The following is a 25,676-nucleotide window of genomic DNA, read 5'->3' on the forward strand; positions in this document are numbered from 1 at the left end:
AAGGACACCAAGATGAATACTCAAATACACGCTCCGATTCTTGATCTCGCGGGGATTGGTGCAGGCCCATTTAACCTCAGTGTTGCCGCCTTACTGCAAGAAAAACCAGAATTGAACACCTGCTTTTTCGAGAGCCGCGAAGCCTTAAGTTGGCACCCCGGCTTGCTGCTGGATGGCACGCACATGCAAACCATGTTTCTTAAAGACCTGGTCACTGCGGTTTCGCCACAAAGTGATTATTCTTTTCTCGCCTATTTGGTGGAGAAAAAACGCTTTTACCGTTTTCTCTCTGCGGAAATGAATTGTATTTCTCGTCATGAGTTTTCGGATTACCTGAACTGGGCATCACGAAAGCTGCCCAATCTCCGTTTTTCAACCCGTGTAGAACGCATCGAATTTATTGATAACCTGTTCCACATCTACACCAATCAAGGTATTTGGCGTGCCAGAAATCTGTGTTTAGGCACTGGAAAATCGCCCTACATTCCACAATGCGCCCAACCATATATTGGCGATCGCGTGTTTCATGCTGCGGAAGTGGCACTGAGGCAACGCGATCTGACTGGAAAACGGGTCGCGATTATCGGAGGTGGGCAAAGTGGCGCAGACATTTTCCTCAATGCACTACGTGAACAGTGGGGGAAACCCGCGCAGCTTGATTGGATTTCGCGCCGCGCCAACTATCAGCCCCTAGACGAAGCCGCTTTCACCAATGAGTTCTTCACGCCAGATTATGTCAGCGCGTTTGTTTCACTATCGCCCGATGTGCGCGGTCGCGAAGTGGCGGCGCAAAAACTCACCTCAGACGGCATTACCCAACAGGCGCTGCTAGAAATTTATCGCGAGCTTTATCAGCGATTTGATGTGACAGGCGAGCGAAAATGGGTGCGTCTACTACCCCACCGTACGTTGGTGTCCATGCTGGAAGATAAAGGCGCGTACAAGCTCACCGCGACCAATAGCCTGACGCAAGCATCTGAAATATCGACCCCTGACATCGTGATCCTCGCAACCGGGTTTGAGAGCGCCATCCCCACGTGTATTGATGGCCTTCGCCACCAGCTTGACCTTGATGCACAAGGGCGCTTTAGCCTAAACAAACACTTCGAAATGAATTGGGCGCACGCCAGCACGCATAAGATATTCGCCGTGAATGCCGGCATCCACAGCCACGGTATTGCCGAGCCACAGTTGAGCCTGATGGCATGGCGCTCTGCCTGCATTATCAATCACCTATGCAATGAAAACGTGTTCGACACCGACTGCGACTGTGGCTTGATTGACTGGGCATCTCCAGTCAGCCGTGCCGAGGCGATGGCATGATTCGCGCCCCGTTTCAGTCGCTCCTTCCCATGCCACGTGACGCGTCTTTAATGACCAAAGTGACGCAGCTCGATGCGAAGTGGCAATGGGCGGATACACAGGAAGAAAACACGGTGAGTCTCGCGCAACTGTCCAATGACAGTGACTATTTGCATCAACGAATACAGGAATTTGCGCGTGCGTATCAAGCCCCCAGGGAAAAAGTCGCCGCCTCTTTGGTTCACAAACAACTGGTGGCCGCGATCCTTTCGCCCTTAATGGCGATTTACTTGCTAACGGACAATGATGTGCCGTGTAACGCTGAAGACGTGTTTTTCGCCAAAGATACGCAGCGCATCAGCTGGCATCAAAGCGATTGCACACCAAGCCAGCGAGTCAGCATGACTGAACGTATCGCGTTTTTGTCCCACGTTGACGAGCGTTTACATGCATTTTTTCGCAAAGAGTATGGCGTCAGTGCTCGCATTCTTTGGAGCAATTCGGCGTTGGCCTTTTCAGCCCCTTGGAATCGCCTTATTACGCACAAAGTGGACGGCACACAGATTCGCGCGCAACTGGCAGAACTGTTTACGCTGCTCCCTCCGCCATTGGCGACAAGCATCCACTGGCTTGTTATTCGTTGCTCGGCACACACCCTCTGTGTGCCGCGGCGAACAAGTTGTTGCCTGAAATACGCCCTACCTGACAGCCACAACGCACTGTGTGGCACCTGTCATCGACGATCAGAGCAGGCACAACGCAAGATGATAGAAGCGCGTTTTATAAATTAAAAATTGAATACGAATAATTACTAGACGCAAAAATAAGTGCGATAACAGATTTTTAGGACGCAGCGAAAAGCTGTATTGCGTTAACAACAAGAAGAGAAGAAGAAGTGAAAGCATCAAGGACGTTTATTGTAAAACCATTAGTTGTCGCCATCGCGACCGCCACATTGGGTTATTCCTCCTCCGTGTTGGCCGCCAAATCGGGTGATGCCTACAACCCTGACGACGTTGTCGTTATCACAGGGCGAAGCGAGAAAAGTATTTCGGACATTCCCGGCACCGTGTGGTTTGTGGATAGCGAGCAAATAGAACAAGCCTATCGCGGTGGGCAAAACCTTAGCGAAATCCTCGCGGCATCGGTTCCGGCTTTAGATGTGACAAGCCAAGGTCGAACCAACTTCGGGCAGAATATGCGCGGTCGTGCCATGTTGGTCATGATTGATGGCGTATCACTTAACTCGTCCCGCTCTGTCAGTCGCCAATTGGATTCCATCGACCCATTCAATATCGATCGCATCGAAGTGCTTTCAGGTGCGTCCTCGATTTACGGCGCAGGCGCAACGGGCGGCATCATCAATATCATCACCAAACGTGCAAACAGCGACGAACTGACATTTGAAAGCTACGTTGGCGGCACGAGCGGGTTCAATGGTAGCGAAGACATGGATTATAAGCTGGCGCAATCGGTCAGCGGCGGCAATGAATATGCGCAAGGTCGCGCATCGCTCGTTTATGGAAAAAATAAAGGCTACTACGATGCAGACGGTAACATCATTGTTCCTGACATCACCCAAGGATCACTTCAGTTTAATGAAGTGATCGATGCCCTTGGCACTTTGAGCATCACCCCAGATAACACCCAAACCATTCAACTTCTTGCGCAGTATTACAGCAGCAAACAAGACAGCCCTTATGGCATCTACTTTGGCGAAAATTTAGCAGGCGCACCGAACAACGTCACCGGCAACCCAGCAGACACCAGCTTGATCGAGACCCGAAGCGGATTTGAATCTGACCGCCAAGGCAGTACCGAGCGCATTATGCTCAATGCCAGTTACCACAACAGTGATGTGCTTGGGCATGAGTTATTGGTGCAAGGCGCATACCGCCAAGAAACCTTCACATTTATTCCGTTTATCTATGGCACTTACCTCGCCGCATCGGAGCAAAATACCGATGTGTTCAGCCTACGAGCTGCGATGATCAAGTCACTCGACAAGCTCACCCTCACCTATGGTATTGACAGTTATATCGACAAACTCGATGCCAATCAGGCGCTGTTCGATCAATCCACCAGCTACGCATCAGGCGGTTTAGTTAACCGAACCTCAGCCTCCATTGGGCGATACCCTGGAACCGAAGTCGCCTCGCTTGCTGGCTTTGTTCAAGCTAGCTATGCCCTCAGTGACGATTGGTCAGTGGAAGGCGGTTATCGTTACCAATACATGCAAAACACCATTGATGATTTCGTCGCGTCTAATATTCAGCGCAACATCGCCCAAGGAAAAGGCACCTCGGCCGATGCCGTTCCAGGTGGTGAAACCGACTACACCATCGGCTTGTTCAACCTTGGAACGGTTTATAACCTCTCACCTCAAACACAGATTTGGGCCAACTTCGCCCAAGGCTTTGATCTCGCTGACCCTGCTAAGTATTACGGACAAGGCAGTTATGCTAGCCAAGATGCCAACGGGCACTACGCGTTAACAGACAGTATCAACGTCGCCAATTCCAAGATGCAGGGCGTCAAAACCAACGGCTATGAAATCGGTATGCGACAAAGCCAAGGGGATCTGAGTTGGCAGGCGGCGGCTTACCTTTCAGAGTCGGACAAGACAGTTAAATACAACAAGAAAACCCTCAATATCGACATCAATGACGCAAAAAAACGCATCTATGGTGTTGAAGCACAAATGAGCTATTGGCTGAGCGACCAATGGCAAACCGGTGTCAGCGGGCATTGGGTAACATCCAAAGAACAGGATGCCGATGGCAACTGGGAAAAGATGTCCGTCAACTACGCAAGTGCGTCAAAAGCAGGGGCATGGATTGGCTGGTATGACGATATCTACGCGGTAAAACTGCAAAACCAAACCCTGTTTGACTTAAGTGATGATAGCGATAATCAGATTGATGGTTACAGTGTCTTTGATGTATTGGGGTCGGTTGACCTTCCTGTGGGAAGCCTCGGCTTTGGCATACAAAATCTACTCAACGAAGACTACAGCACCGTCTGGGGACAACGCGCAAAAGGCTGGTACAGCTATTATGGTCCTGAAAAAATGTTCGATTACAAAGGCCGCGGACGCACCTACACACTGAACTATCAACTGACTTACTGATCCGATATTTTCAGCACGGTTATCTAGTCCGGCAAGCTCACTCTTCGGAGTGGGCTTCTTTGCAGGTTATACCCAAGAAGCTGAAAGATGAGCAATTAATCATCATTTAAACCAAATTAAACAATGAGTTAACTATCATTTTTTAACCACTCCGCAGCACGCTAATCATCGTATTTTTGAAGCAATATCGACATTCCAAAAACAAACTCTGCACCAAGATCAATGAATTGCATATTCACCCATCATCATTATTGATAAATCAATCAGAATCCCGTCCGTAAACACATAATTCTAATGACATTATTTAGGGACAAATCATGAAACGAAAGCTGTTGCCGCTGCTCATCGGGAGCGCTCTTATCAGCCAACCCACCCTGGCTGACCCCAACACACTCACCGCACTGGGTGAACAAACCCGTGCATCGCTGCAACACATGCAGAAATTGGCGCAAGATGCATCCAACGTGATTGAAAGAGATGGTCGGCGCTTCTTACAATTTGAAGGCAAAGAGTACTGGCTAAACCACGAAAATTACCCAAAATTCCCGCTCAACGACAAAAACGGGGAATACAGTACGGCCTTCCCTTTTATTGACTCAGATTGGGAGTACGTCTCTTACAACGGTGGCTTCTACTTACTGCATCGCGAGCTGGGTGTGATGAATCCTGACGACTCTGGGTGCTTTGTCGAGTACATTCCCGCCGCGCGTGGCTCACAGCTTGATAACGGCAGCTATGTTTGGGAAACCAACTTAGTCCTACGTACCGTAATGTCAGATTGCGGCACACAGACCTTACCAGAAATTACCGAGCTTCAAGCCGCATCCCTGTCTGATGTGGGCGTTGAGTTGGCATGGAATTCTTCCGCTAACGACGCTGAATATAAAATAGCGCTCACCACACGTCCTGCAGGTGGATCTCCAATCACCTTCAACTACAACGCCACAGGTTCCAGTTTCTACATTGGCGATCTTGAGCCGGAAACCACCTACGAGGTGGAGCTGATAGCCTGCAATATGTTGAGCTGCGATGTTGAAACCGCAAGCTTTACGACGCTACCAACCCGCCTTAGCTACAACGACAGTCGTGACGCTGAAAACCATCTAGTTGGAAACCTTCGCGCTCATGTTAACTTCGCGCAAACCCACACCAGTGTGATGCCAAATGGTAACGAGGTGTTGGGTCACCCTAATCTTGTTATGTCACGTAACGCGCAGTTGTTAGTCACTCCCTCTCAGCGTGGTGTAAACCAACTATGGGTCGACGTTGAGCTTGATGGCGTCAGCATGGGCCGTTTCCCAATGCAGCCACCGAGCGCATTGGCGAAAACCGATCAACCTGACAATGGCCGCAGTGAAGTGGTGTTCTCTCACCATGCATGGAGTTTCCCTCTGAGTTGGGAATGGATGAAGCCGGGGCTGTCACTGCGCTTTAGCGACAATCGAGGCCGTGAAGGCGACCTGAACAGTGACATGCTGGTATTCGGCGGCGCACCAGAAATGGTGATTCAAAACATTGATATCGGCATGTTGGTTGAGCCGCGTGATCGCTACGACATGATTAAGAAAATGCCCAATTTGGCGACAGATTACTTTCAAAAAATCCCTGTCTCTAAGCTGGTCATGGCCGATTACACGCCGCTTCACCTGAAAAAAGTGACATTGCCTAACGGTAAGGTGTACACCAAGGCCAGTGAATTTGAAACGCCGGGATGGCACGGCGGCGACATGCGTGAATATATCGGCAAACGTCTGGTCTCTATCGGTATTAATAACGCCAACTTCGGCATTACCGACACCGCGGGTGGCAATGCCAGCTGGCCTCGCCCGTTTAGCCATATCACGGCACACAACAGCCGTGGCCGCTATCTCGCGAAAGACAAGAACACAGGTGTCGTTACGTCCAAAGTCGTAGTGCATGGCGGCAGCGGTGGTGGCGGCATCGTGACACTCGACGATACCCGTGGCAACGAGTGGTCACACGAACTGGGCCACAACTTTGGCCGTGGTCACCACCCACAAAACTCATCGATTCATGATATGGAATCGGGCTGGGGTTGGGATGCACGCTACAATCGCTTCATCGGCAATATCCATTGGTCTGCTGCGCCAGTGACCATGGAAAACTCTAGCAGTGGTGAAATTGTGCCGCCGTTTGCGGGTGAATTCCGCTTTCTTCGTGAAGCCATGGGCGGTGGGGAATATCCAAAAACGGGTCTTATCAGTCATTACACACTGGAGCACCCTATCCAATCTCGCATTACACAAGATTGGTTTAACCGTTCGAACAATTTGGACATGAATAGCACCACGGGCTTCTCGCAGTGGGATCACTTCGCACAGCAATATGTTGAAGCTGATTCAAACTATTCAAAACCAACATCGAAAGGCGTGCCAGTTATTACTGTGCTGGGTATTTACGACCCCTCAGAGAATAACCCAAGCCAGATTTATCCGTTGATTTACTCCAACTACGGCAACCTGTTTGAACTGCCTGAACCGAGTTACATTGAACCAGAGCGCGAAGGTTGGCAAAACGTGGATTCTCTCACGGGCTCTGACCGAGTTAACACCCAGTGGCAGACGATCAAAGAAAACAATGAATGGCTGCCGTTGTGTCAGTTCAGCTATACCAATGCGAATGGTGAACAAGCCAACTTCATTGGTTATGAAGACGCTGCAGACAATGTGTGTCGCACCGCATCAGACATGTATTGGGCCGTGAATGGCGAACGTGAAATGCCAATATCGGCGCCTATGGAATACCAACTGCTGGCAAGCAAAGGCGAACTGTTAGGCAAAGTGACCTATTCACCAACCGCGGCGCTGGGTGAACAAACGCTGTGTAGCTTAGATAAAAATGGCACATCACACGATGGCGCCGGCTTTCTTGCTAATGGAAAATGTACGCAAATTGAAGGCATAAAAAATAGCAGAGGCGTGAACTGGGCCTATGCGACACATCAAGGCGGGATCCTGCAGTACAGCCTGACTTCACAAAAGCAATGTGAGCTAGTTGTTGATGGCGAAGACGGTTCGGTGCAGCGCATTGCGCTGGCAGGTGGTCGTTACAACAATGGTGAAAGTAACAAGTTCCACATCAATTTGCCTGCAGATGTGCACCCTGAGCGAATCTCCCTGAGCTGTTCTATAGGCGCAGATTCTCACAGTGTTCTCGATTCGGTTGAAACGCCACGCAACCCTGCGGTTAACGATCTGATTGGCCCTGTCATCATTGGTCAAGAACACGGTTATGAGGCGCTCGATTCTGTGCTGCCATCAGGCTGGTTTAGCCACACCGAAAACTTCGACCCTGCGGCATTGCCTGAAAAAGAGCGTCAAAACCTTGCTACCCTGCGTCTAGGCAATGACTACCCGAACATCTGTCGCTTCCCAATGGCAGTCAACGGCGTAGAAAAGACCCTGCACGGCTACGTGGATAACCTTGGCAATGGTGATTTCCAATGCACCGGCGGCAGTGAAATCACAGTGCGTGACGCCGAAGGCGAACGCCCTGTTTTATCAGCGCTGAACCAATTTGAATGGCTGTCTTTAGTCAGTCGTGATGACATTGGTGAGCCTATCAAGGCCACAGAAAATAGTGATGCTAAGCTTTGTAGCTTAAATCGCAGCGCTGATTTTTACGGTGCGGGATTTGTAAACAGCAACGGTCAATGTACGCAAGCACCTGAAGTGTATTGGTCAAATGGTAAACATTGGACCTTCTCTGCAGGTTTTGGCGAATACACCTTTCGTTAATCACGGATGAGCTAACACCACGTATTTGATAAACCTTAATCCCTCTCGCTATCGCATTACTTTTTGAAGTGTATTGGCGGGAGGGTTTCTTATTTCTTATTTCTTATCTTTCATCGCCTCTGCTCTTCTCTGCTCACTTGTAACATCGCATTGCCGCCGCAACAGCAACAGCAACAGCAACAGCCAACATAACAAAAATTTATTCATTTAATAATGATTGATAATTTTACTGCCACACCCAACGTCCCTATTCTCATGCTCAACAAAGGCCAATGATTGAGCTGCGCACTCACGCGTATCGCCGCCATTAAGTGATCAAACGGGCCAAATAAGATTAGCGACTAAGAGGAAATCGACATGAAAGACGCATTATTCCAACCTATCCAAATGGGTTCGCTGACACTAAAAAACCGCATAGTGATGCCACCGATGACACGCTCTCGTGCGACACAGCCGGGCAATTGCGCTAACGATATGATGGCAACCTACTATGCGCAGCGCGCCAGTGCAGGCCTGATTGTGGCTGAAGGCACGCAAATCTCTGCATTAGGTCAAGGCTATGCGTGGACACCGGGTATCTACTCGCCAGAACAAATCGCTGGCTGGCGCAAAGTGACCGACGCCGTTCACGAAAAAGGCGGCGTGATTTTCGCACAACTTTGGCACGTGGGCCGCGTCACGCACACAGCAAACACAGGGGGTGAGCAACCTATTTCCTCGTCTGCATTAAAAGCAGAAAACGTGAAAGTGTTCATCGACAACGGCACTGATGAACCTGGATTTGTCGAGGTGGTCGAACCGCGTGAGATGACAAAAGAAGACATCAAAAACGTGGTGGCGGAATATCGTCAAGCGGCATTAAATGCCATTGAAGCGGGTTTCGACGGCGTTGAACTGCACGCTGCCAATGGCTATTTGGTGAACCAGTTCATCGATTCAGAAGCTAACAATCGTACCGACGAATACGGCGGATCTATCGAGAACCGTCTGCGCTTCCTTGGTGAAGTGGTTGAAGCGATGACAGACGCTATTGGCGCCGATCGTGTTGGCGTGCGCCTTGCACCATTCACCTCTTTGAATGGCACTGTGGATAAAACGCCGGTGGAAACTTACACCGCAGCGGCTGCACTGTTGAACACACTGAATGTGGTGTATCTGCACATTGCAGAAGTGGATTGGGACGATGCCCCAGAAACCCCTGCAATGTTCAAACATGCGATTTGTGAAGTGTACAAAGGCGTGATCATTTACGCAGGCAAATACGACGGCGACAAAGCAGAGCAAGCAGTGAAAGAGGGTATTGCAGACATGATTGGCTTTGGTCGTCCGTTCGTGGCGAACCCTGACCTACCAAACAGACTGCGCAACGGCTATCCGCTCGCGCAGCATGACCCAAACACCTTGTTTGGTGGCGGTGAAAAAGGGTTAACCGATTACCCTGAATACCAAGCTAACTAGGCAAGAAAGCTAGCCGAGTGTGCTTTGCAGCACGCTGATAAAAGCCTGCCCATGTCTTGTTTGATATGGGCGGGCTTTTTGTTTGCATGACATGAATGTCCCTCTCATTTGGGTGACGAGGTTCACGCGTCCACTAAACCCGCCCCATCGTGCACCTGACACACGTAGATCGATGCGTTCAAGCCAGTCTGCATTTCATAATTCGCTTCAACTGCCGCTTTCACATCTTCGACCAAGGCAGGAGGAACAAGGGCAACGATACAGCCACCAAAGCCACCGCCTGTCATACGAACGCCACCTTGGTCGCCAATCACTGCCTGTACGATCTCAACCAGTGCATTGACCTCTTTGACGGTGATTTCAAAATCATCACGCATTGAAGCGTGTGATTGCGCCATCAACTCGCCCATGCGTTTCATGTCACCGGCACGCAATGCCTCTGTGGCGGCAAGGGTACGATCATTTTCTGTGATGACATGGCGAGCGCGTTTGGCGACTAACTCTGAAAGATCGCTAACTCGGTCATTGAATTGCTCAATGGTCACATCACGCAACGCTTTCACGCCAAAGATACGCGCCGCTTCTTCGCACTGAACACGACGCGTGTTGTATTCGCTGTCGACCAAGCCGCGTTTTTTGTTGGAGTTGATGATCACCACCGCCATGTCTTTTGGCATGGATACCGCTTGGGTTTCCAAGCTGCGGCAATCGAGTAACATGGCATGGTTTGCGCGGCCTTCGGCTGAGATCATCTGATCCATGATGCCGCAGTTACAGCCGACGAATTCGTTCTCGGCTTGCTGACCGTTGAGGGCAATATCTGCTTGAGAGATATCAAGCTGATACAGTTCTTTGAAGGTTTGCCCTATCACCACTTCCAACGCGGCTGACGAGCTTAACCCCGCCCCCTGCGGCACGTTTCCGCTTACCGAAATATCTGCACCATTAAACGTCAAACCACGCTCAAGCAAGCATTTAACCACGCCACGAATGTAATTCGCCCACATCTTGTCGTGCTGAAAGGTAATGTCTTGTGTGATATCGAATTCATCAACGGCGTCGTCATAGTCAACCGACACCACGCGAACTATGTTGTCTTCTCGTCTCGCCGCCGCCACCATGGTTTGATAGTTAATGGCGCAGGGCAGCACAAAGCCATCATTGTAATCCGTGTGCTCACCAATCAAATTGACGCGTCCTGGCGCTTGCACAATGTGCGTTGGCAGATACTGAAAAACCTTCTTAAAAGACGCGTTCACATGTTGGATCAGATCAGACATATCTCTCGCTCATATCACGTTTTAAACTGGGTGAATGCTCGCCAAATCGAGGCAAACTCTCTGAATCATCGATTATTGCGGTTCTTTATAATGCACGTCGCTGACCTCACGAAGACGCTGCGCGGCTTGCTCTGCCGTTAGATCTCGCTGACTTTCTGCGAGCATCTCGTAGCCGACCATGAACTTGCGTACCGACGCACTCCTCAGCAAGGGCGGATAGAACAGCGCATGCAATTGCCAATGGTCAACCTCAGTGCCCTCATCAAAGAAAGGCGCGAAATGCCAGCCCATCGAATAAGGGAATGAACACTGGAACAAGTTGTCATAGCGACTGGTCAATTTTTTGATCGCTACCGCTAAATCATCACGCTGCTCATCACTCAATTCGTTCATGCGACGAACTGACGCTTTCGGTAACAACATGGTTTCAAACGGCCATGCTGCCCAATACGGCACCAGTGCGACCCAATGCTCGGTTTCCACCACCACGCGCGAACCATCTTTCAGCTCAGCGCGCACGTAATCCACCAGCAAGTTAGAACTGCGCTCTTGATAATAAGCTTTCAGATTATGTTCTTTGCGCTCAATCTCATTGGGCAAAAAGCTGTTGGCCCAGATTTGACCATGCGGGTGTGGCTGAGAACACCCCATGGTTTCGCCTTTGTTCTCGAACGCTTGCACCCACAGGTAGTCTTTACCAAGTTCTTCAATTTGATCGTTCCACGTATCAATCACGCGGCGAATACTTTCCAGCGGAAGCTCAGGCAGCGTTTTACTGTGATCAGGCGAGAAGCAAATCACGCGGCTCAACCCACGAGCGCCTTGGGTTTTAAATAGCGGGCTGTCAGATTCTGGCGCGTCCGGTGAGTCCACCATCAAGGCAGCAAAGTCATTATCAAAGACATACGTGCCCGTATAATTGGGGTTTTTATCACCTGATACGCGTCCGTTAGTTGGGCACAGGAAGCACGTTTTTTCATAGCTGGGTAGCGTGTCAGTCGACGGTTTTTCGTCTTGCCCACTCCATGGCCGTTTTGCGCGATGCGGCGACACAAGGATCCATTGCCCTGTCAGAGGGTTATAACGGCGGTGAGGGTGATCAACCGGGTTAAATGCTACGTTTGACATCTTAATTACTCATCCGTTTGTCGTTGTTTCACCCCTATCTGGCATGGCGATGACGAGGACACATCAAACCAATCTAGATACAGTGAATAACTTCCATCATGTAAACGTTTCCATAGGCTGAGTATAATACATCCAATCAGATTACGCAGACCTCGTCGTTCCGTCACATTGAAATTCTGTCACCTAGGTGATCACGCCTCTATTTGCGAGGACATGGCTCACCTGAATACCCTGTATGCTGTTACCTTACTGTTACTGTCAGTCCGAGAATGTTCCAGCAAAGAAAGCGAGAAGAACCTTACATATTAATGAATTGTTACCTGGCGATTCACATATTACTAGAGTGGTATTTATTGAATTGATACAATATGCAATGCGATTAATTACACATTCCTCACCTCGACTAGAAAGAGCATAAGCATGTCAGCGGCAGAAAAATCATCACGGAAATTAAGCTTCTATATTATCGGGGTCATTCTTGTCGTTTGGCTCTATAGCCTTTGGTCTGACCGCGTGACGCCAATGACAGGGAATGCGAGAGTGCACGCCTATTTAGTCAGAATTGCGCCTGAGGTGTCTGGCAATATCATCGACGTTAGCGTAAAAGACAATCAGGTTGTCGCGGCAGGCGACGTGCTGTTTAACATCGACCCGAGAAACTACGAGATTGCATTGCGCTCCGCGCAGGCAAATCTAGCTATCGCAGGCCAAAACATAGGGGCGAGCACCGCCGCCGTTGAAGTCGCACAAGCAAGAGTTGTCGAAGCGTTGGCTGCAAGAAATAACGCCAAGGAGCAGGCATCTCGCACCAATGAGTTAGCCAAAAAAGGCTTACTCAGTCAGTCCGATTTAGACAATGCCATTGAAGCGCAATCTCGCACGCAAGCAGCGTTTGAAGCCGCAGAAGCCGCTTTGGTACAAGCGAAGCAAAGCTTGGGTCCATTGGGTGAGAACAATCCGCAGATCCTAGCGGCCATGGCAAACCTCGAAAAAGCGCAGTTGGATCTGCAAAAAACACAAATACTCGCGCCGTCAGATGGCGTGGTCACCAACCTACAACTCACTGTGGGTCAAACCGCCAATGTTGGTTCACCTATGTTGACCTTTATCGATCCACGAGGTGTTTGGATTTCTGCATCAGTGCGAGAAAACTCCATGGAGCACATCCGCGAAGGCCAAACGGTAAAAGTGTTACTTGATGCATTGCCCGGCCGTGTCTTAACTGGCAAAGTTGACAGCATTGGTTGGGGCACAGGCGGCAGCAATAACATTGACCAATCAACGGGCTTTCTTACCGCTGATTCGGGCTCAATAGGTGCACAGCGCTATCCGGTCAATATCGTTTTTGAACACGGTAATGTGCCATCAAACATACGCTATGGATCACAAGCAACGGTAGCTGTTTACACAGAGCAAAGTGCGTTTGGTGAATGGCTTGCTGGGATTTGGATGCATATCTTGAGCGTGTGGACGTATGTTTCGTAGCCCTGTTAATCCAATTATTCGACTGGTTTTCGCGCCGTCTCTATTGCTTTTTTATTTGGTGTCCAACGGGGCGTTTATGCCCATGTTGGCACCCATATTCGTGGTGATATTTTTAACCCTCATGCCCTCTCGCCCACCGCTTGGCATGTTGCTAAAGCTGTTGGTCGCTCTGCTGCTTATCAGCTTTGGGGTGATATTGATTGGTGAGACATTAATCGACTCGCCGACGGGTTACGGGCTCTTTTGTTGGTCTTTGCTTTTTGGGTGTTTTTACCGCAGCCACCAAAACCCGAAAGACATACTTGCCACGCTGACAATGCTGGTTGTCATTATTATGGCTGTGATGAATCTCCAATTTGGTGTTTCTAGTATTGGCTTACCCTGGCTCATGTTTGAAGGCTTTGTTATCGCTTTAATTGTCACCTATATGAGCTTCTTACTCTTCCCCGGCGATGAAAAAGACATCTTGCCCGACGAAGAAGACACTGAAGGCGCGCAAGCCCACATTGGGCTAATCGTATTTAAAGCAACCGCCATGAGCTTGGTATTGGCGGCACTCATTATGTCAGGAAGTTCACAAGCAATACTGATCGCGATTACGATCAGCAGCATGATTAAAATACCCATTTCGCGGGATCACCGAATATTCAGCCAGCATCGATTGGTGACAACCGCCATTGGCATATTATTCACCATTCCTGTCATGCTCTCATCTAACATTGGGATGCCGATTTGGGCGCTCATGGGCGTCACTGTATTTTGCAGTATTCAACTCGCTTGCTATGCGATTCGACGCCAATGTAAGTTAAGCATTTATCAATTGCTGTTTACAAACTTCATCGTGCTGATCAGCCAAGTACTGACTTATCAAGGAGAAGATCCTTTTTCTTCTCACTTTACCCGTTTGGTCTCGATCGGGTTGGCGATTTTTATCGGTAGCTTAATGCTAAACCTCGTGCAAAAGCAGCCAAGTAAGTCCACTGCTACGGCCTGAACCCTCGGCTCAACAGACATTGAGTCATACTCAATGAAACAAAGGATGTCACATTGAAATTGGTACGTTTTCTTTTGTTACTAAGCTGCTTAGGTTTGTTGTCTTGCAGCAACGCTCCTGAAGATCAGAATATTGCAAAAGAAGCCAGCTACCGCTTGGGCTATCACGAAGACGGTAAATTGGCAGGTTACTTCGAGCATCTGCGTCCGCCAGAGGTCAGTGACCAGTTCACGGGCTTCCATTCACTAAGCAGTGGAGACGATGCCCTTCTCGCCAGAATCGCGCTGATAGAATCTGCTTCGCAAAGCCTCGATTTGCAGTACTACATCTTCAGTGATGATGAAACCAGCCAGATCATCACTTGGCGATTGTATGAAGCCGCTCAGCGCGGTGTCAGAGTCAGGGTTTTGTTAGACGATATGCAACATCGTGACGATAGCATCATGGCGCGCTTACATGCTCACCCCAATATTGAAATCCGATTATTCAACCCACACTTTGCGCGCACAACGAGATCACTTTCATTTCTGATGGACTTTTCTCGTTTAAACCACAGAATGCACAATAAATCGCTCACTGCGGATGGTGTCTCTTCCATCGTGGGTGGGCGCAACATCGGCAACGAGTACTTTTCATTCGCAAACAGTGTCGAGTTTGGCGATTTTGATCTTTTGCTATTTGGTCCCGTGGTCGCGCAAACAGCAGTGCAGTTTGACACCTATTGGAACAGTCAACATGCACTCCCCATTGATGCACTTGTCGACATGCCGCCAACAGAAGCCACATCGTCATTAACCGAACTTTTCGCCCAAGAACAGCTCGAAGCGCCATTTAAAGACGGGAAGTATGACATTACTCAGCTCGCGCTTTTTGAACAGCTCAAGCTTGGCACCTTGGACATGAATTGGGGTGAAGGCGAGCTCTGGTATGACTCACCTGATAAGGTCGAAACAAAAGCGAGTGCTCTGGCGGAGAAATTAGCCCAACGTTTGAAAAACGCTAAACACTCGGTACTGTTAGTTTCCCCCTATTTCGTACCTACGGAATCAGGCACAAAGGCGCTTACTGACGCAGCGGAACGCGGGATTAAGATTACCATCGTGACAAACAGCCTCGCCTCAAATGACGTGTTTGCAGTGCATGGTTGGTATGCAAAATACCGTGAAGCATTGCTAAAAAGTGGCATTGAACTTTGGGAGATGAAATCCAGTGCTGAAATCAAACGTCAGTGGAGCTTAATTGGCAGCACACGTTCTAGCCTTCACGCCAAAGTGATTCTGGTTGATGAACGGGATGTGATTGTCGGTTCGATGAACTGGGATCCTCGTTCTGCGGAACTTAACACTGAAATGGCCGTCGTGATCGAGCATGCCGATTACGCCAAACTGGCGTTAAACCAACTGCGAACCGGGTTGAGCACGGGTGCATTCAAAGTAGATCTGCAAAATGGTGCGGTGATCTGGCGAGACATGGTGACAGGCGATATTCACGACAATGAGCCAGAAGCCAGTATTTGGCGCAGGTTTGGCGCTTGGTTTTCTGGCATCTTGCCCATTGAAGGAATGTTGTAGTTGAGTGCGTTGGAGAGCTAACTCAACGCACTAATTAACTGCTAGCCTTTGTGTCCAAGCCTAAACAATCTCAAGAAATCTCGTCGCTTATCGCTTGATAAATAAAAAAGGATCGAGCTTCGCCTCGATCCCTTCTCCTTTGCGAATGCTGACTACTTCGACGAACTACTCGCCAACACTTCTTCTAATTTAAGCCCCGTCAAATCATGGATGGTACGCCACAGATAATAGAATATCGCCATCATCATGATGGTGGAGGGCAGCGCAATCATTGGGTAACTGTATAACGTCAGTTGGCCAAGTTGTTCATTAAACTCAGGGGTTCCAGCTGGGCTAGTGACAATCCATTTAGCGAGAACAAAATTCATGGTTGCCGAAAAAGCAAAAGAGCCCGCAACAAGGTAGGTCGCTTTCATCAATCGGCTCTCAAAGGCTTCCATGCTGTTACGCATTTGCAGGCGTTGATTAATCTTCTCAACATCCATCACCGTTGGGTTGAAAAGCAGTGCTTTGACGAGCGGGGAAGAGGTAAAAGTAGAGACCAAAACAGCAATGCCTATCACTGCGGGAATAGCGGCTTCTTTAATGGCCAACCACTTGGTGTCCAGCTCAAGTAAACCAATGCCGCCCGTGAGTAGAACGTTGGCGAGGCCCAACAAGGCAATGAAGTTGAATTTTCTGTATTTAATGAGCTCAAACAAGCCCCAACCGAGCGGGAAGCTCAAGGCGACAATCAAACCGCCGCTGGCACCTAGATCATTTTCACCACTTAATTTCATGAGAACAAAAGCAGGGATGACGATGCTGACCAAAAGGTCAATCATCGGGCGTGGTTTATGTGTCGGTACACTGGTCATAAATGTTGTTGTTCCAAACTAATTTCAATTCCTATCGCCAATACTAGCGAATGACAAAATCCTTGGATAGGTTTGTGTCTGCCCTATTTTGTTCGATTTAGTGTCTGACATGGCCTGCGAACGCATGCGGAGACACGAGCCAGTCTAGTTCAAAGGGATAAACGGCATAAACTCCAAGCTTCGCCTCTTGAGTGGCTTGCTTCACATTTTTAGCACACAGCAGCAACGCCTTCTCTGCTTCTTTGAGCGCCAAATAACCTGTCGTACGGTATACATGATTCACGCCCCACTCTTCTTCCAAACGCGCCACGCGCATACTAACCACAGAGTTTGTAACGCTATTCTTATCGGCGGCCTTGCTAAAACGGGATAATTCCACCACCTGAGACAGCAAAATCAGGTCATCTACACGCATAGCATTCATCCCATTTGGGAAATAATGTATTTCACTATTTCCATATATAAACAAAAAGGAAAGCATTACATTCACCGCCACGCAACAAGAAGCACACATTTACAATAGATACCCCACAGAGCTCAATACCTCAGCCGCGCCCTACAAACGCAGGTCACACCATCTTAAAGATGGGAGCTCAAGGACGAGGACGTACACCATGAATGATACCCTTCTCGCGTTAGTCGCCTTCTCACCCATCGTGGTGGCAGCGATACTGCTCGTTGGCCTCAATTGGCCGGCCAAAAAAGCCATGCCCGTCGCGTTCGGTTTAACCGTACTGATTGCCCTGACCTTCTGGGACATGTCCGGCAACCGTGTTCTTGCCTCTGTTTTGCAAGGTCTCGGCATTACCATCGCGGTACTTTGGATTGTGTTCGGCGCAATCTTCTTGCTCAATACGCTCAAGCATACTGGCGCCATCACCACCATTCGTAACGGTTTTACCAACATATCGTCTGATAGACGTGTGCAGGCGATTATCATTGCGTGGTGTTTTGGCTCATTCATCGAAGGGGCATCAGGGTTTGGCACGCCAGCCGCCATTGCTGCCCCTTTGCTTGTTGCCATTGGCTTCCCTGCCCTTGCCGCTGTGCTGATGGGCATGATGATCCAATCCACGCCTGTTTCCTTTGGCGCGGTCGGCACCCCCATCATTGTTGGGGTCAACAAGGGCCTCGATACCCATAAAATTGGCGAAGCGCTTCTGGCAAATGGCTCAAACTGGGACGCCTACTTGCAACAAATCACGGCCAGCGTTGCCATTATTCACGCCATCATTGGGACATTCATGCCTGTGTTGATGGCCATGATGCTGACCCGCTTTTTTGGCAAAAACAAAAGCTGGACGGAAGGTCTCGACATCCTGCCTTTCGCGCTGTTTGCTGGCGTCGCGTTTACTGTGCCTTACGCCCTGACGGGTATGCTTCTTGGCCCTGAATTCCCTTCATTAATTGGTGGGCTCTTTGGGCTTGCACTGGTCGTCACCGCCGCGAAGAAAGGCTTTTTGGTGCCAAAAACCGTGTGGGATTTTCGCCCTGAAAATGAGTGGCCAGCAGAATGGCTCGGCTCGTTGAAAATGGATCTAAAAGACGCGAAAGGAAAGCCGATGGGCTTGGTCATGGCGTGGGCGCCGTATGTGCTGCTGGCGGTCGTGTTGGTCGCGAGCCGCGTGAGTGCCGATTTCAAAGCCATGCTGCTGAGTGTCAATGTGTCGTTTAGCAACATACTAGGTGAAACAGGGATCAGTTCGGCCATCCAGCCACTTTACTTACCCGGCGGCATCCTGGTGTTTGTCGCACTGATCGCCACTATCGTACAAGCTCGCAGCGCCAAACCACTCTCTCAAGCATTTGGCGAATCAACAAAAACGTTGATAGGCGCAGGCTTCGTGCTGGTGTTTACCATTCCCATGGTACGCATTTTCATTAACTCTGGTGTGAATGGCGCGGATCTGGCGAGTATGCCAGTTACCACCGCTAACTTCGCATCCGGCTTGGTGGGCGATGCATTTCCTATGCTGAGCGCAGCAATTGGCGCGCTTGGGGCATTCATTGCGGGGTCGAATACGGTCTCTAACATGATGTTTAGCCAATTCCAATTTGAAGTGGCACAAACGTTGACCATTTCAAGCGTGGTGATCATTGCGCTGCAAGCGGTCGGTGCCGCGGCAGGTAACATGATAGCGATTCACAATGTGGTGGCGGCATCCGCCACGGTGGGCTTGCTGGGGCGTGAAGGTGCAACGCTGCGCAGAACCATTTTGCCCACAATCTACTACTTACTGTTTGCAGGAGCGATTGGCATGTTTGCCATCTACGGGCTGAAACTCACGGATGCCTTGATGATCCCACACTAAACCCAGAAAGAGCGGCTTGATGCCGCTCTTTTTTGTAAAGAAAAACATTAGAACAAACGGCGTTTCAATCCGGTTTTTTCCAAAATACGGGTAGTGATTTCTTCTACCGATAGCGCCGTCGTGTTGATGTAAGGAATGGCTTCACGACGAAACAGCGATTCAATCGTCGCGACTTCCTGCTCGCATTGCTCGCTGCTGGCGTATTCACTGCCAGACAAACGATTCTCGCGAATTTGGGTTAAGCGTTCAGGTTCAATGGTAAGGCCAAACAATTTGTGGCGATGAAACTCAAATTCGGGCAACAGCCTAAGCAGTTTTAAGTCTTCTGCAATAAAGGGGTAATTCACCACACGAAGACCAAACTGCATCGCCATGTACAAGCTGGTTGGGGTTTTGCCACTGCGCGACACGCCCAGCAAAATGATGTCGGCATGTTCGAGGTCTCTTAGCGACACACCGTCGTCGTGTGCCAATGTGTATTCAATGGCAGAGATACGGTCGAAATAGGTATCGGAATCTTTGCCCACGCTGCGCGAGCGCTGAAGTTTGGGCTTGGGCTCAAGATGAGTGTCTGCGGCAACACGCTGAACAATGCTTTCGAGCACATCGTAGAAAAAAGCAGGCGCTTGGAGCAGACGCTCACGCACCTCAGGGATGACCATAGAAAAGAACACCAAGGGCTTCACGCCGAGGCGCTCATAAGAGCTGTGAATTTGCTTCAACAGGTCATCTAATTTGTCGTCACTTTCAACAAAGGGGAAGGTTCTTTCGTTGGTCACGAAGCCAAATTGTCCCAACACAACATGGCCAAGCGTTTCACATGTGATGGCTGTCCCATCCGAGACATAGAAGACGTCTCGGGTTTGCATATCTGAGTGCATAGGCGGTTAAGTTACTCGCATTTTTTGATTAATATACGCACATAATAACGAAAATAATAACGCTTACCGTTACGCCCTCCACAGCTTAGTCACCCAAGGGAAACTAGGCGGAGCGTGAAGCAGTTGGCTATTTACTACAAACAATCCAATACCCAAGACAAAAACCGCAATGTTTCTGGAGAAAGACATGCAAAAGAACACCCTCTGGTTCGATTCCCTGTCCATGGAAGATGTCGACAAAGTCGGCGGAAAAAATGCCTCACTTGGTGAAATGGTGTCAAACCTCGCCAACGCCGGCGTGTCTGTGCCAAACGGGTTTGCGACCACCTCGTATGCGTTTAATCAGTTCCTCGATCATGAAGGGCTGGATGAGCGTATTCATCAGGTGCTCGACGAGCTAGATATCGAAGATATTGATGCCCTTCGTCATGCTGGTTCTACTATCCGCCAATGGGTGCTGGACGCCCCCTTCCCGGCAGATTTAGAACAGGATGTTCGAGATAATTACCACACCTTGGTTGATGGAAATTCGGAGCTTTCCGTCGCCGTGCGCTCTTCTGCAACCGCAGAAGATTTGCCAGATGCCTCGTTCGCCGGTCAGCAAGAAACCTTCCTCAATGTAAAAGGCATTGATGCAGTGCTTGAAGCCACCAAACACGTTTTCGCCTCACTGTTTAATGACCGTGCAATCTCTTACCGCGTTCACCAAGGTTTTGACCATCGCGGTATTGCCCTTTCTGCGGGTATTCAACGCATGGTGCGTTCAGATCAAGCGTCATCGGGCGTCATGTTCACACTCGACACCGAAACAGGCTTCGACAAAGTGGTCTTTATCACTTCGTCATGGGGCTTGGGTGAAATGGTGGTCCAAGGCGCTGTCAACCCTGATGAATTTTACGTTCACAAGCCACTGCTAGAAGCCGGCACCGCTGCTGTCATCAAACGCACCTTTGGCTCAAAACTCATCAAAATGATTTATGCCGACAGCCAAGTCATTGGCAAGCAGGTTGAAATCGTGGATACCTCAGAACAAGAGCGCAACCAATTCTCATTAACCGATGATGAAATCGCTGAACTCGCGAAACAAGCGATGATCATCGAAAAACACTATCAGCGTCCGATGGACATTGAGTGGGCGAAAGATGGCATCGACGGCAAGCTCTATATCGTTCAAGCTCGCCCAGAAACTGTGTGTTCTCAGAAAAACGCCAACGTGATTGAACGCTATGAACTGAGCCGCAAAGCCGATGTACTAGTAGAAGGCCGCGCCATTGGACAACGCATTGGCAACGGTAACGTTCGCGTGGTCGCCTCGCTGGATGAAATGTCACTGGTACAAGACGGCGATGTGCTGGTGACCGACATGACAGACCCCGATTGGGAACCTGTGATGAAAAAAGCGTCTGCCATTGTGACCAACCGTGGCGGTCGTACCTGTCACGCGGCGATCATCGCCCGTGAATTGGGCATTCCCGCTATCGTGGGTTGTGGGGATGCCACCAGCAAGCTACATGATGGCGCTGAAGTCACCATCTCCTGTGCGGAAGGCGAAACTGGCTATGTCTACGAAGGCAAAATCGAGTTTCAGATTAACCAATCCACCGTTGATGAACTGCCATTGTTGCCAACCAAGGTGATGATGAACGTGGGGAACCCCGATCGCGCATTCGACTTCGCGCAGATCCCAAATGAAGGTGTCGGCCTTGCGCGCCTGGAATTCATCATCAACAAGATGATTGGTATTCACCCTAAAGCCCTGCTGAACTTTGACGCCCAGAGCGATGAGCTTAAAGCGAAAATCAATGACCGCATTCGTGGCTACAAAGATCCGGTTGATTTCTACGTCAGCAAATTGACTGAAGGCATTGCTACCATTGGCGCGGCATTTTGGCCTAAGCGCGTCATCGTGCGTATGTCAGATTTCAAATCCAACGAATACAGCAACCTAATTGGCGGCAGCGAGTACGAACCACACGAAGAAAACCCAATGTTGGGCTTCCGCGGTGCGTCGCGCTACATCTCTCCGGTATTTGAAGATTGCTTCGAGCTGGAAACGCAGGCGATTAAACGCGTTCGCAACGAGATGAACCTGAAAAACGTCGAAATCATGATCCCGTTTGTTCGCACCACAGGTGAAGCGGCAGAAGTGAACGACTTGCTGGCGAAATTTGACCTTCGCCGCGGCGAGCAAGGGCTGAAAGTGATCATGATGTGTGAACTGCCGTCTAACGCTGTTCTTGCGGATGATTTCTTGAAGTACTTTGATGGCTTCTCGATTGGTTCAAACGACATGACCCAGTTAACACTCGGCTTAGACCGCGATTCAGGCGATGTGGCGCATTTGTTTGATGAACGTAACCCCGCGGTGAAAGCCATGCTGAAAATGGCGATTGATGCAGCAACCCGTGCAGGAAAATACGTGGGCATTTGCGGTCAAGGGCCATCCGATCACGATGATTTGGCGCAATGGTTAATGGAGCAAGGTATTAGCTCTGTCTCCCTGAATCCAGATACCGTCGTCGATACATGGATGAAGCTCGGCAAGGTTGTTAATCCTTCGTAGTGTTGTTTGTTTTCGCAGCTCGTTGTTAACAACGATCTATGCCGTGTGGATAGTGGCAAAAAAGGCTGCTGACTAACAAAAAGCCCGTTCGATCTCCATGAGAGATCTGGCGGGCTTATTTTTTGATGAGGATAGACGTGGAGATAGAGTTAGAGATAAAGAAAAGCTCAGTGCTCACTTGTGTTCAGAAGCCAAGAGTTTAGAAAAGGGATGATAGAGCACGCTGAATAGATGCCGACTTGATAGAGACATCTGGTTTAGACATGATGGCTCATCGAGAGGTGTTATGTTCAAGGAGAGCACTCATGATCAAGGAAATCACAAGGTCGGATTTTGAAACGTTCTGGCCAACGTTTTATGCCATTATTCAGGCTCAAGAAACCTATGCATTCGACCCCGATATGACATTGAAACAGGCATTCTCGCTATGGTGTGAAATGCCACTAAAAGCTTATGTTTTCATTGAAAACGATCTCGTTCTCGGCACCTACTACATTAAGCCAAATGCGATGGGTCCAAGTCGTCATATTTGCAATTGTGGGTACATGGTTTCAAGTGAGGCGAGAGGTAAAGGTATTGCTCGCCTTATGTGTGAACACTCACAGAAAACAGCCCTTGAGCTCGGTTTCGATGCGATGCAATTTAACAGTGTTGTCTCTACCAATGACGTCGCGATCAAGCTTTGGGAGAAGCTGGGTTTCACTATCATTGGCACTATCCCAAAAGCATATAAACATGCTCAGTTAGGGCTAGTTGATAGCTACATCATGTACAAATGGCTAAGAACATAACAGACGGCGATGGCGTCTTTGCGCGCTCAGATTCTCTGGTCAGCCGATTGCTAGAAAGTGAAGTGACGCCGATACTGCGCCGTTTACCCGGCATTCAATCTGTGGCGCTGTATGGCCCAAGCGCTTCCATTTATATCGATGTCGATCAAGACCGATTAAACGCCGCCGGACTTACGCTTGATTTTGCGAGGTCTAATTCAGCAAGCTGTGCGCTGCGACGATGTTATTTGATACCTAGAAAAAAAACCATCGAACCGTTAAATGGTTCGATGGTTTTTCAAACAACGCAGACAGTATCTACATACTATCTGTTGCCGTTACAGCGAAATAAACAGGCCGGCCAATGCAGCACTCATCAAGTTAGCCAAGGTCGCCGCGCCGACGGCCCGTAAACCGAGCGTTGCCACATCATGACGACGCTCTGGTGCCATTGCACCAATAGAACCCAACTGAATCGCTATCGAGCCAATGTTAGCAAAGCCACAAAGCGCAAAGGTCACTATTACTTGGCTGTGGTCAGAAAGCATCGATTTCACACTTTCAAAATCGAGGAAAGCCACAAATTCGTTCATGATAGTTTTCTGACCAATTAAGGAACCCACGGTCAGCACTTCACTCATCGGAATGCCAATAACCAGCGCCAACGGCGCAAACAAAACACCGAAGATGCGTTGCAATGTGATGCCTTGGTAACCAAACCACTCACCGACGATTTCAAAGCCAGCATTAAACATGGCGATCACACTGACAAAGGCCACCAACATCGCACCGACAGCAACCGCCACTTTCACGCCGTTCATCGCGCCAGATGCCAATGCATCGATTGCGTTGGCATCTTCGCTTTTTTCTAGCTCGAAGTTGGATTGATCCATCGTTTGTTGTCGCTCTGGCACCAACATTTTAGCCATAAGCAAGCCACCTGGAGCAGCCATGAAGCTGGCCGCAATCAAGTATTTCAGCTCGACACCCATCGCGGCATAGCCCCCCAATACCGAACCTGCCACCGATGCCATACCGCCAACCAACACAGCAAAAAGCTCTGAACGTGTCATCGATGATAGGAATGGGCGAACCACCAAAGACGCTTCACTCATGGACAGGAAAATGTTGCCTGTTGCTGCCACAGATTCAATTTTACTGGTGCCAAGAAGACGATGAATCGCACCACCCAATACTTTGATCAACCATTGCATAATGCCGAGGTAATAAAGCAATGAGACCAATGAAGAGATGAAGATGATGAGAGGAAGAACGCGAACAGCAAAGATGAAATCGCCGCTGGCTAGGTTACCGAAGACAAATCCAATGCCTTGGTCAGCAAAAGAAAGAATGGATGAAACACCGTTACTTAGTGCAACAAGGGCGGATTGCCCAAAAGGAATATAGAGAACGAGAGCAGCAAAACTGGCTTGAAGACCAAATGCACCCAAAACGGTGCGCCAATTGATATCGCGACGACTTTCTGACAATAAGTACGCGCACGCCAATAGAGCCAATATACCGGCCAAACTGAAGATGATTTGCATTGTATTACCTTGCTTTAGTATCTGGATTTAGGCGGGCGCTCTAATCCACACGCGAGCGAAGACAACACTATTGGCAGGAAATGCAAAGTGGTGTGCTTTACCATCACGGCGAATGAATAAGGCCCGTAAATGCTCACAGTTACGCTGGGCCCAGTTCCGTGGGGCAAGTATCCATTTAGCAGTCGATTGAAAGCTGGTTGAATCTACTTTTCGTTCATAAAAAGTAGCCTCTGTTACCGGTCGCGGAGTATATCCGCATCACATTTCCCCTGACAACCTGTTATTTGGGCATTGAAACGTAAAACAGCCAAAACAATGGGGAAAACACATCCTCAGAATAGTAAAGAAAGAGAAGCGCATGCCAATCGCACAGACAGAGTAAAACGGAAAATTACCACGTCATTTCGACCTTTGGGTGAAATACGAAAAAGCCCGCTCAATGAGCGGGCTTAATCTAATTTGGCGGAGAGATAGGGATTTACTCGGTCGCTGCGCTCCCTTGCCTTTCGGGCCGTCGCCTATTCCGACTTCGTCGGGGCAACGTTGTCTCGCTTTGCTCGGCTGAACCCTAGGCCAATAAGCTCTCGTCTCTGCGAACACATGTTGATCTGCGAACACAATTAGCACAGACAAGACTTGT

16 protein-coding genes, 1 other RNA gene and 1 pseudogene are annotated in these 25,676 nt (G+C 49.3%); 11 read left to right on the top strand and 7 right to left on the bottom strand.

Going from position 1 to position 25,676, the window contains the following annotated elements:
* Window positions 1-12 precede the first annotated feature (12 nt).
* The 5 genes from AB8599_RS09960 to AB8599_RS09980 all read left to right on the top strand — a co-directional run bounded on the left by AB8599_RS09960 (window position 13) and on the right by AB8599_RS09980 (window position 9,648).
* A complete protein-coding gene (locus AB8599_RS09960) occupies window positions 13-1,323 on the top strand; it encodes a lysine N(6)-hydroxylase/L-ornithine N(5)-oxygenase family protein (RefSeq protein WP_407330754.1) in 1,311 nt (436 codons plus the stop codon).
* On the top strand, window positions 1,320-2,093 hold the full coding sequence (locus AB8599_RS09965) for a hypothetical protein (RefSeq protein WP_407330755.1): 774 nt from the start codon (window positions 1,320-1,322) through the stop codon (window positions 2,091-2,093). Before AB8599_RS09960 ends, AB8599_RS09965 begins: the two co-directional genes overlap by 4 nt.
* Window positions 2,094-2,197: 104 nt before the next feature.
* Window positions 2,198-4,432, top strand: coding sequence for a TonB-dependent receptor (locus AB8599_RS09970; RefSeq protein WP_407330756.1), 2,235 nt, complete (start codon window positions 2,198-2,200; stop codon window positions 4,430-4,432).
* A gap of 317 nt (window positions 4,433-4,749) precedes the next feature.
* Window positions 4,750-8,190: a M66 family metalloprotease gene (locus AB8599_RS09975; protein ID WP_407330757.1), complete on the top strand. Its 3,441-nt coding sequence runs from the start codon at window positions 4,750-4,752 to the stop codon at window positions 8,188-8,190.
* 357 nt (window positions 8,191-8,547) lie between these two features.
* Window positions 8,548-9,648, top strand: coding sequence for an alkene reductase (locus tag AB8599_RS09980; protein ID WP_407330758.1), 1,101 nt, complete (start codon window positions 8,548-8,550; stop codon window positions 9,646-9,648).
* 122 nt (window positions 9,649-9,770) lie between these two features.
* Here the strand turns inward: AB8599_RS09980 and galK are convergent, their stop codons facing one another.
* Entirely contained in the window at window positions 9,771-10,928 is a 1,158-nt protein-coding gene (gene galK / locus AB8599_RS09985) for a galactokinase (RefSeq protein ID WP_407330759.1), read from the bottom strand.
* Window positions 10,929-11,000: 72 nt separating this feature from the next.
* Window positions 11,001-12,056, bottom strand: coding sequence for a UDP-glucose--hexose-1-phosphate uridylyltransferase (locus tag AB8599_RS09990; RefSeq protein WP_407330760.1), 1,056 nt, complete (start codon window positions 12,054-12,056; stop codon window positions 11,001-11,003).
* 420 nt (window positions 12,057-12,476) lie between these two features.
* Between AB8599_RS09990 and AB8599_RS09995 the strand changes: the two genes are divergently transcribed.
* Genes AB8599_RS09995 through AB8599_RS10005 form a run of 3 tightly spaced genes read left to right on the top strand, consistent with a single transcriptional unit; the run spans window position 12,477 to window position 16,106 of the window.
* Entirely contained in the window at window positions 12,477-13,541 is a 1,065-nt protein-coding gene (locus AB8599_RS09995; protein ID WP_407330761.1) for an HlyD family secretion protein, read from the top strand.
* The gene (locus tag AB8599_RS10000) at window positions 13,531-14,535 is read left to right on the top strand and encodes a DUF2955 domain-containing protein (RefSeq protein ID WP_407330762.1); all 1,005 of its coding nucleotides are present in this window, start codon (window positions 13,531-13,533) and stop codon (window positions 14,533-14,535) included. The genes AB8599_RS09995 and AB8599_RS10000 overlap by 11 nt, the downstream gene beginning before the upstream one ends.
* A 53-nt stretch (window positions 14,536-14,588) precedes the next feature.
* Window positions 14,589-16,106, top strand: a complete 1,518-nt coding sequence (locus tag AB8599_RS10005; protein WP_407330763.1) for a phospholipase D family protein — start codon at window positions 14,589-14,591, stop codon at window positions 16,104-16,106.
* Between the two features lie 152 nt (window positions 16,107-16,258).
* On the opposite strand, the gene AB8599_RS10010 is transcribed toward AB8599_RS10005, so the two are convergent.
* Together AB8599_RS10010 and AB8599_RS10015 are read right to left on the bottom strand one after the other, a co-directional pair.
* Window positions 16,259-16,963, bottom strand: coding sequence for a VC0807 family protein (locus tag AB8599_RS10010; protein WP_407330764.1), 705 nt, complete (start codon window positions 16,961-16,963; stop codon window positions 16,259-16,261).
* A gap of 181 nt (window positions 16,964-17,144) precedes the next feature.
* A pseudogene (locus tag AB8599_RS10015) lies at window positions 17,145-17,378 on the bottom strand (LysR family transcriptional regulator); the annotation flags it as partial.
* 199 nt (window positions 17,379-17,577) lie between these two features.
* On the opposite strand from AB8599_RS10015, the gene AB8599_RS10020 reads away from it, so the two are divergent.
* On the top strand, window positions 17,578-19,275 hold the full coding sequence (locus AB8599_RS10020; protein WP_407330765.1) for an L-lactate permease: 1,698 nt from the start codon (window positions 17,578-17,580) through the stop codon (window positions 19,273-19,275).
* Between the two features lie 47 nt (window positions 19,276-19,322).
* Here the strand turns inward: AB8599_RS10020 and AB8599_RS10025 are convergent, their stop codons facing one another.
* Window positions 19,323-20,156, bottom strand: coding sequence for a pyruvate, water dikinase regulatory protein (locus AB8599_RS10025; protein ID WP_407330766.1), 834 nt, complete (start codon window positions 20,154-20,156; stop codon window positions 19,323-19,325).
* Window positions 20,157-20,343: 187 nt separating this feature from the next.
* On the opposite strand from AB8599_RS10025, the gene ppsA reads away from it, so the two are divergent.
* Both ppsA and AB8599_RS10035 read left to right on the top strand, forming a co-directional pair.
* On the top strand, window positions 20,344-22,719 hold the full coding sequence (ppsA, locus tag AB8599_RS10030) for a phosphoenolpyruvate synthase (RefSeq protein ID WP_407330767.1): 2,376 nt from the start codon (window positions 20,344-20,346) through the stop codon (window positions 22,717-22,719).
* A 305-nt stretch (window positions 22,720-23,024) separates the two neighbouring features.
* Complete coding sequence (locus tag AB8599_RS10035) at window positions 23,025-23,510, top strand: GNAT family N-acetyltransferase (protein ID WP_407330768.1); 486 nt, start codon at window positions 23,025-23,027, stop codon at window positions 23,508-23,510.
* Between the two features lie 317 nt (window positions 23,511-23,827).
* On the opposite strand, the gene AB8599_RS10040 is transcribed toward AB8599_RS10035, so the two are convergent.
* Together AB8599_RS10040 and AB8599_RS10045 are read right to left on the bottom strand one after the other, a co-directional pair.
* Window positions 23,828-25,036, bottom strand: coding sequence for a NupC/NupG family nucleoside CNT transporter (locus AB8599_RS10040; protein WP_407330769.1), 1,209 nt, complete (start codon window positions 25,034-25,036; stop codon window positions 23,828-23,830).
* A 460-nt stretch (window positions 25,037-25,496) separates the two neighbouring features.
* Window positions 25,497-25,644, bottom strand: a non-coding RNA gene (locus AB8599_RS10045) — RtT sRNA.
* Window positions 25,645-25,676 lie beyond the last annotated feature (32 nt).

The sequence above is a fragment of the Enterovibrio litoreus genome, from assembly GCF_045679545.1.
Classification (GTDB): Bacteria; Pseudomonadota; Gammaproteobacteria; order Enterobacterales; family Vibrionaceae; genus Enterovibrio.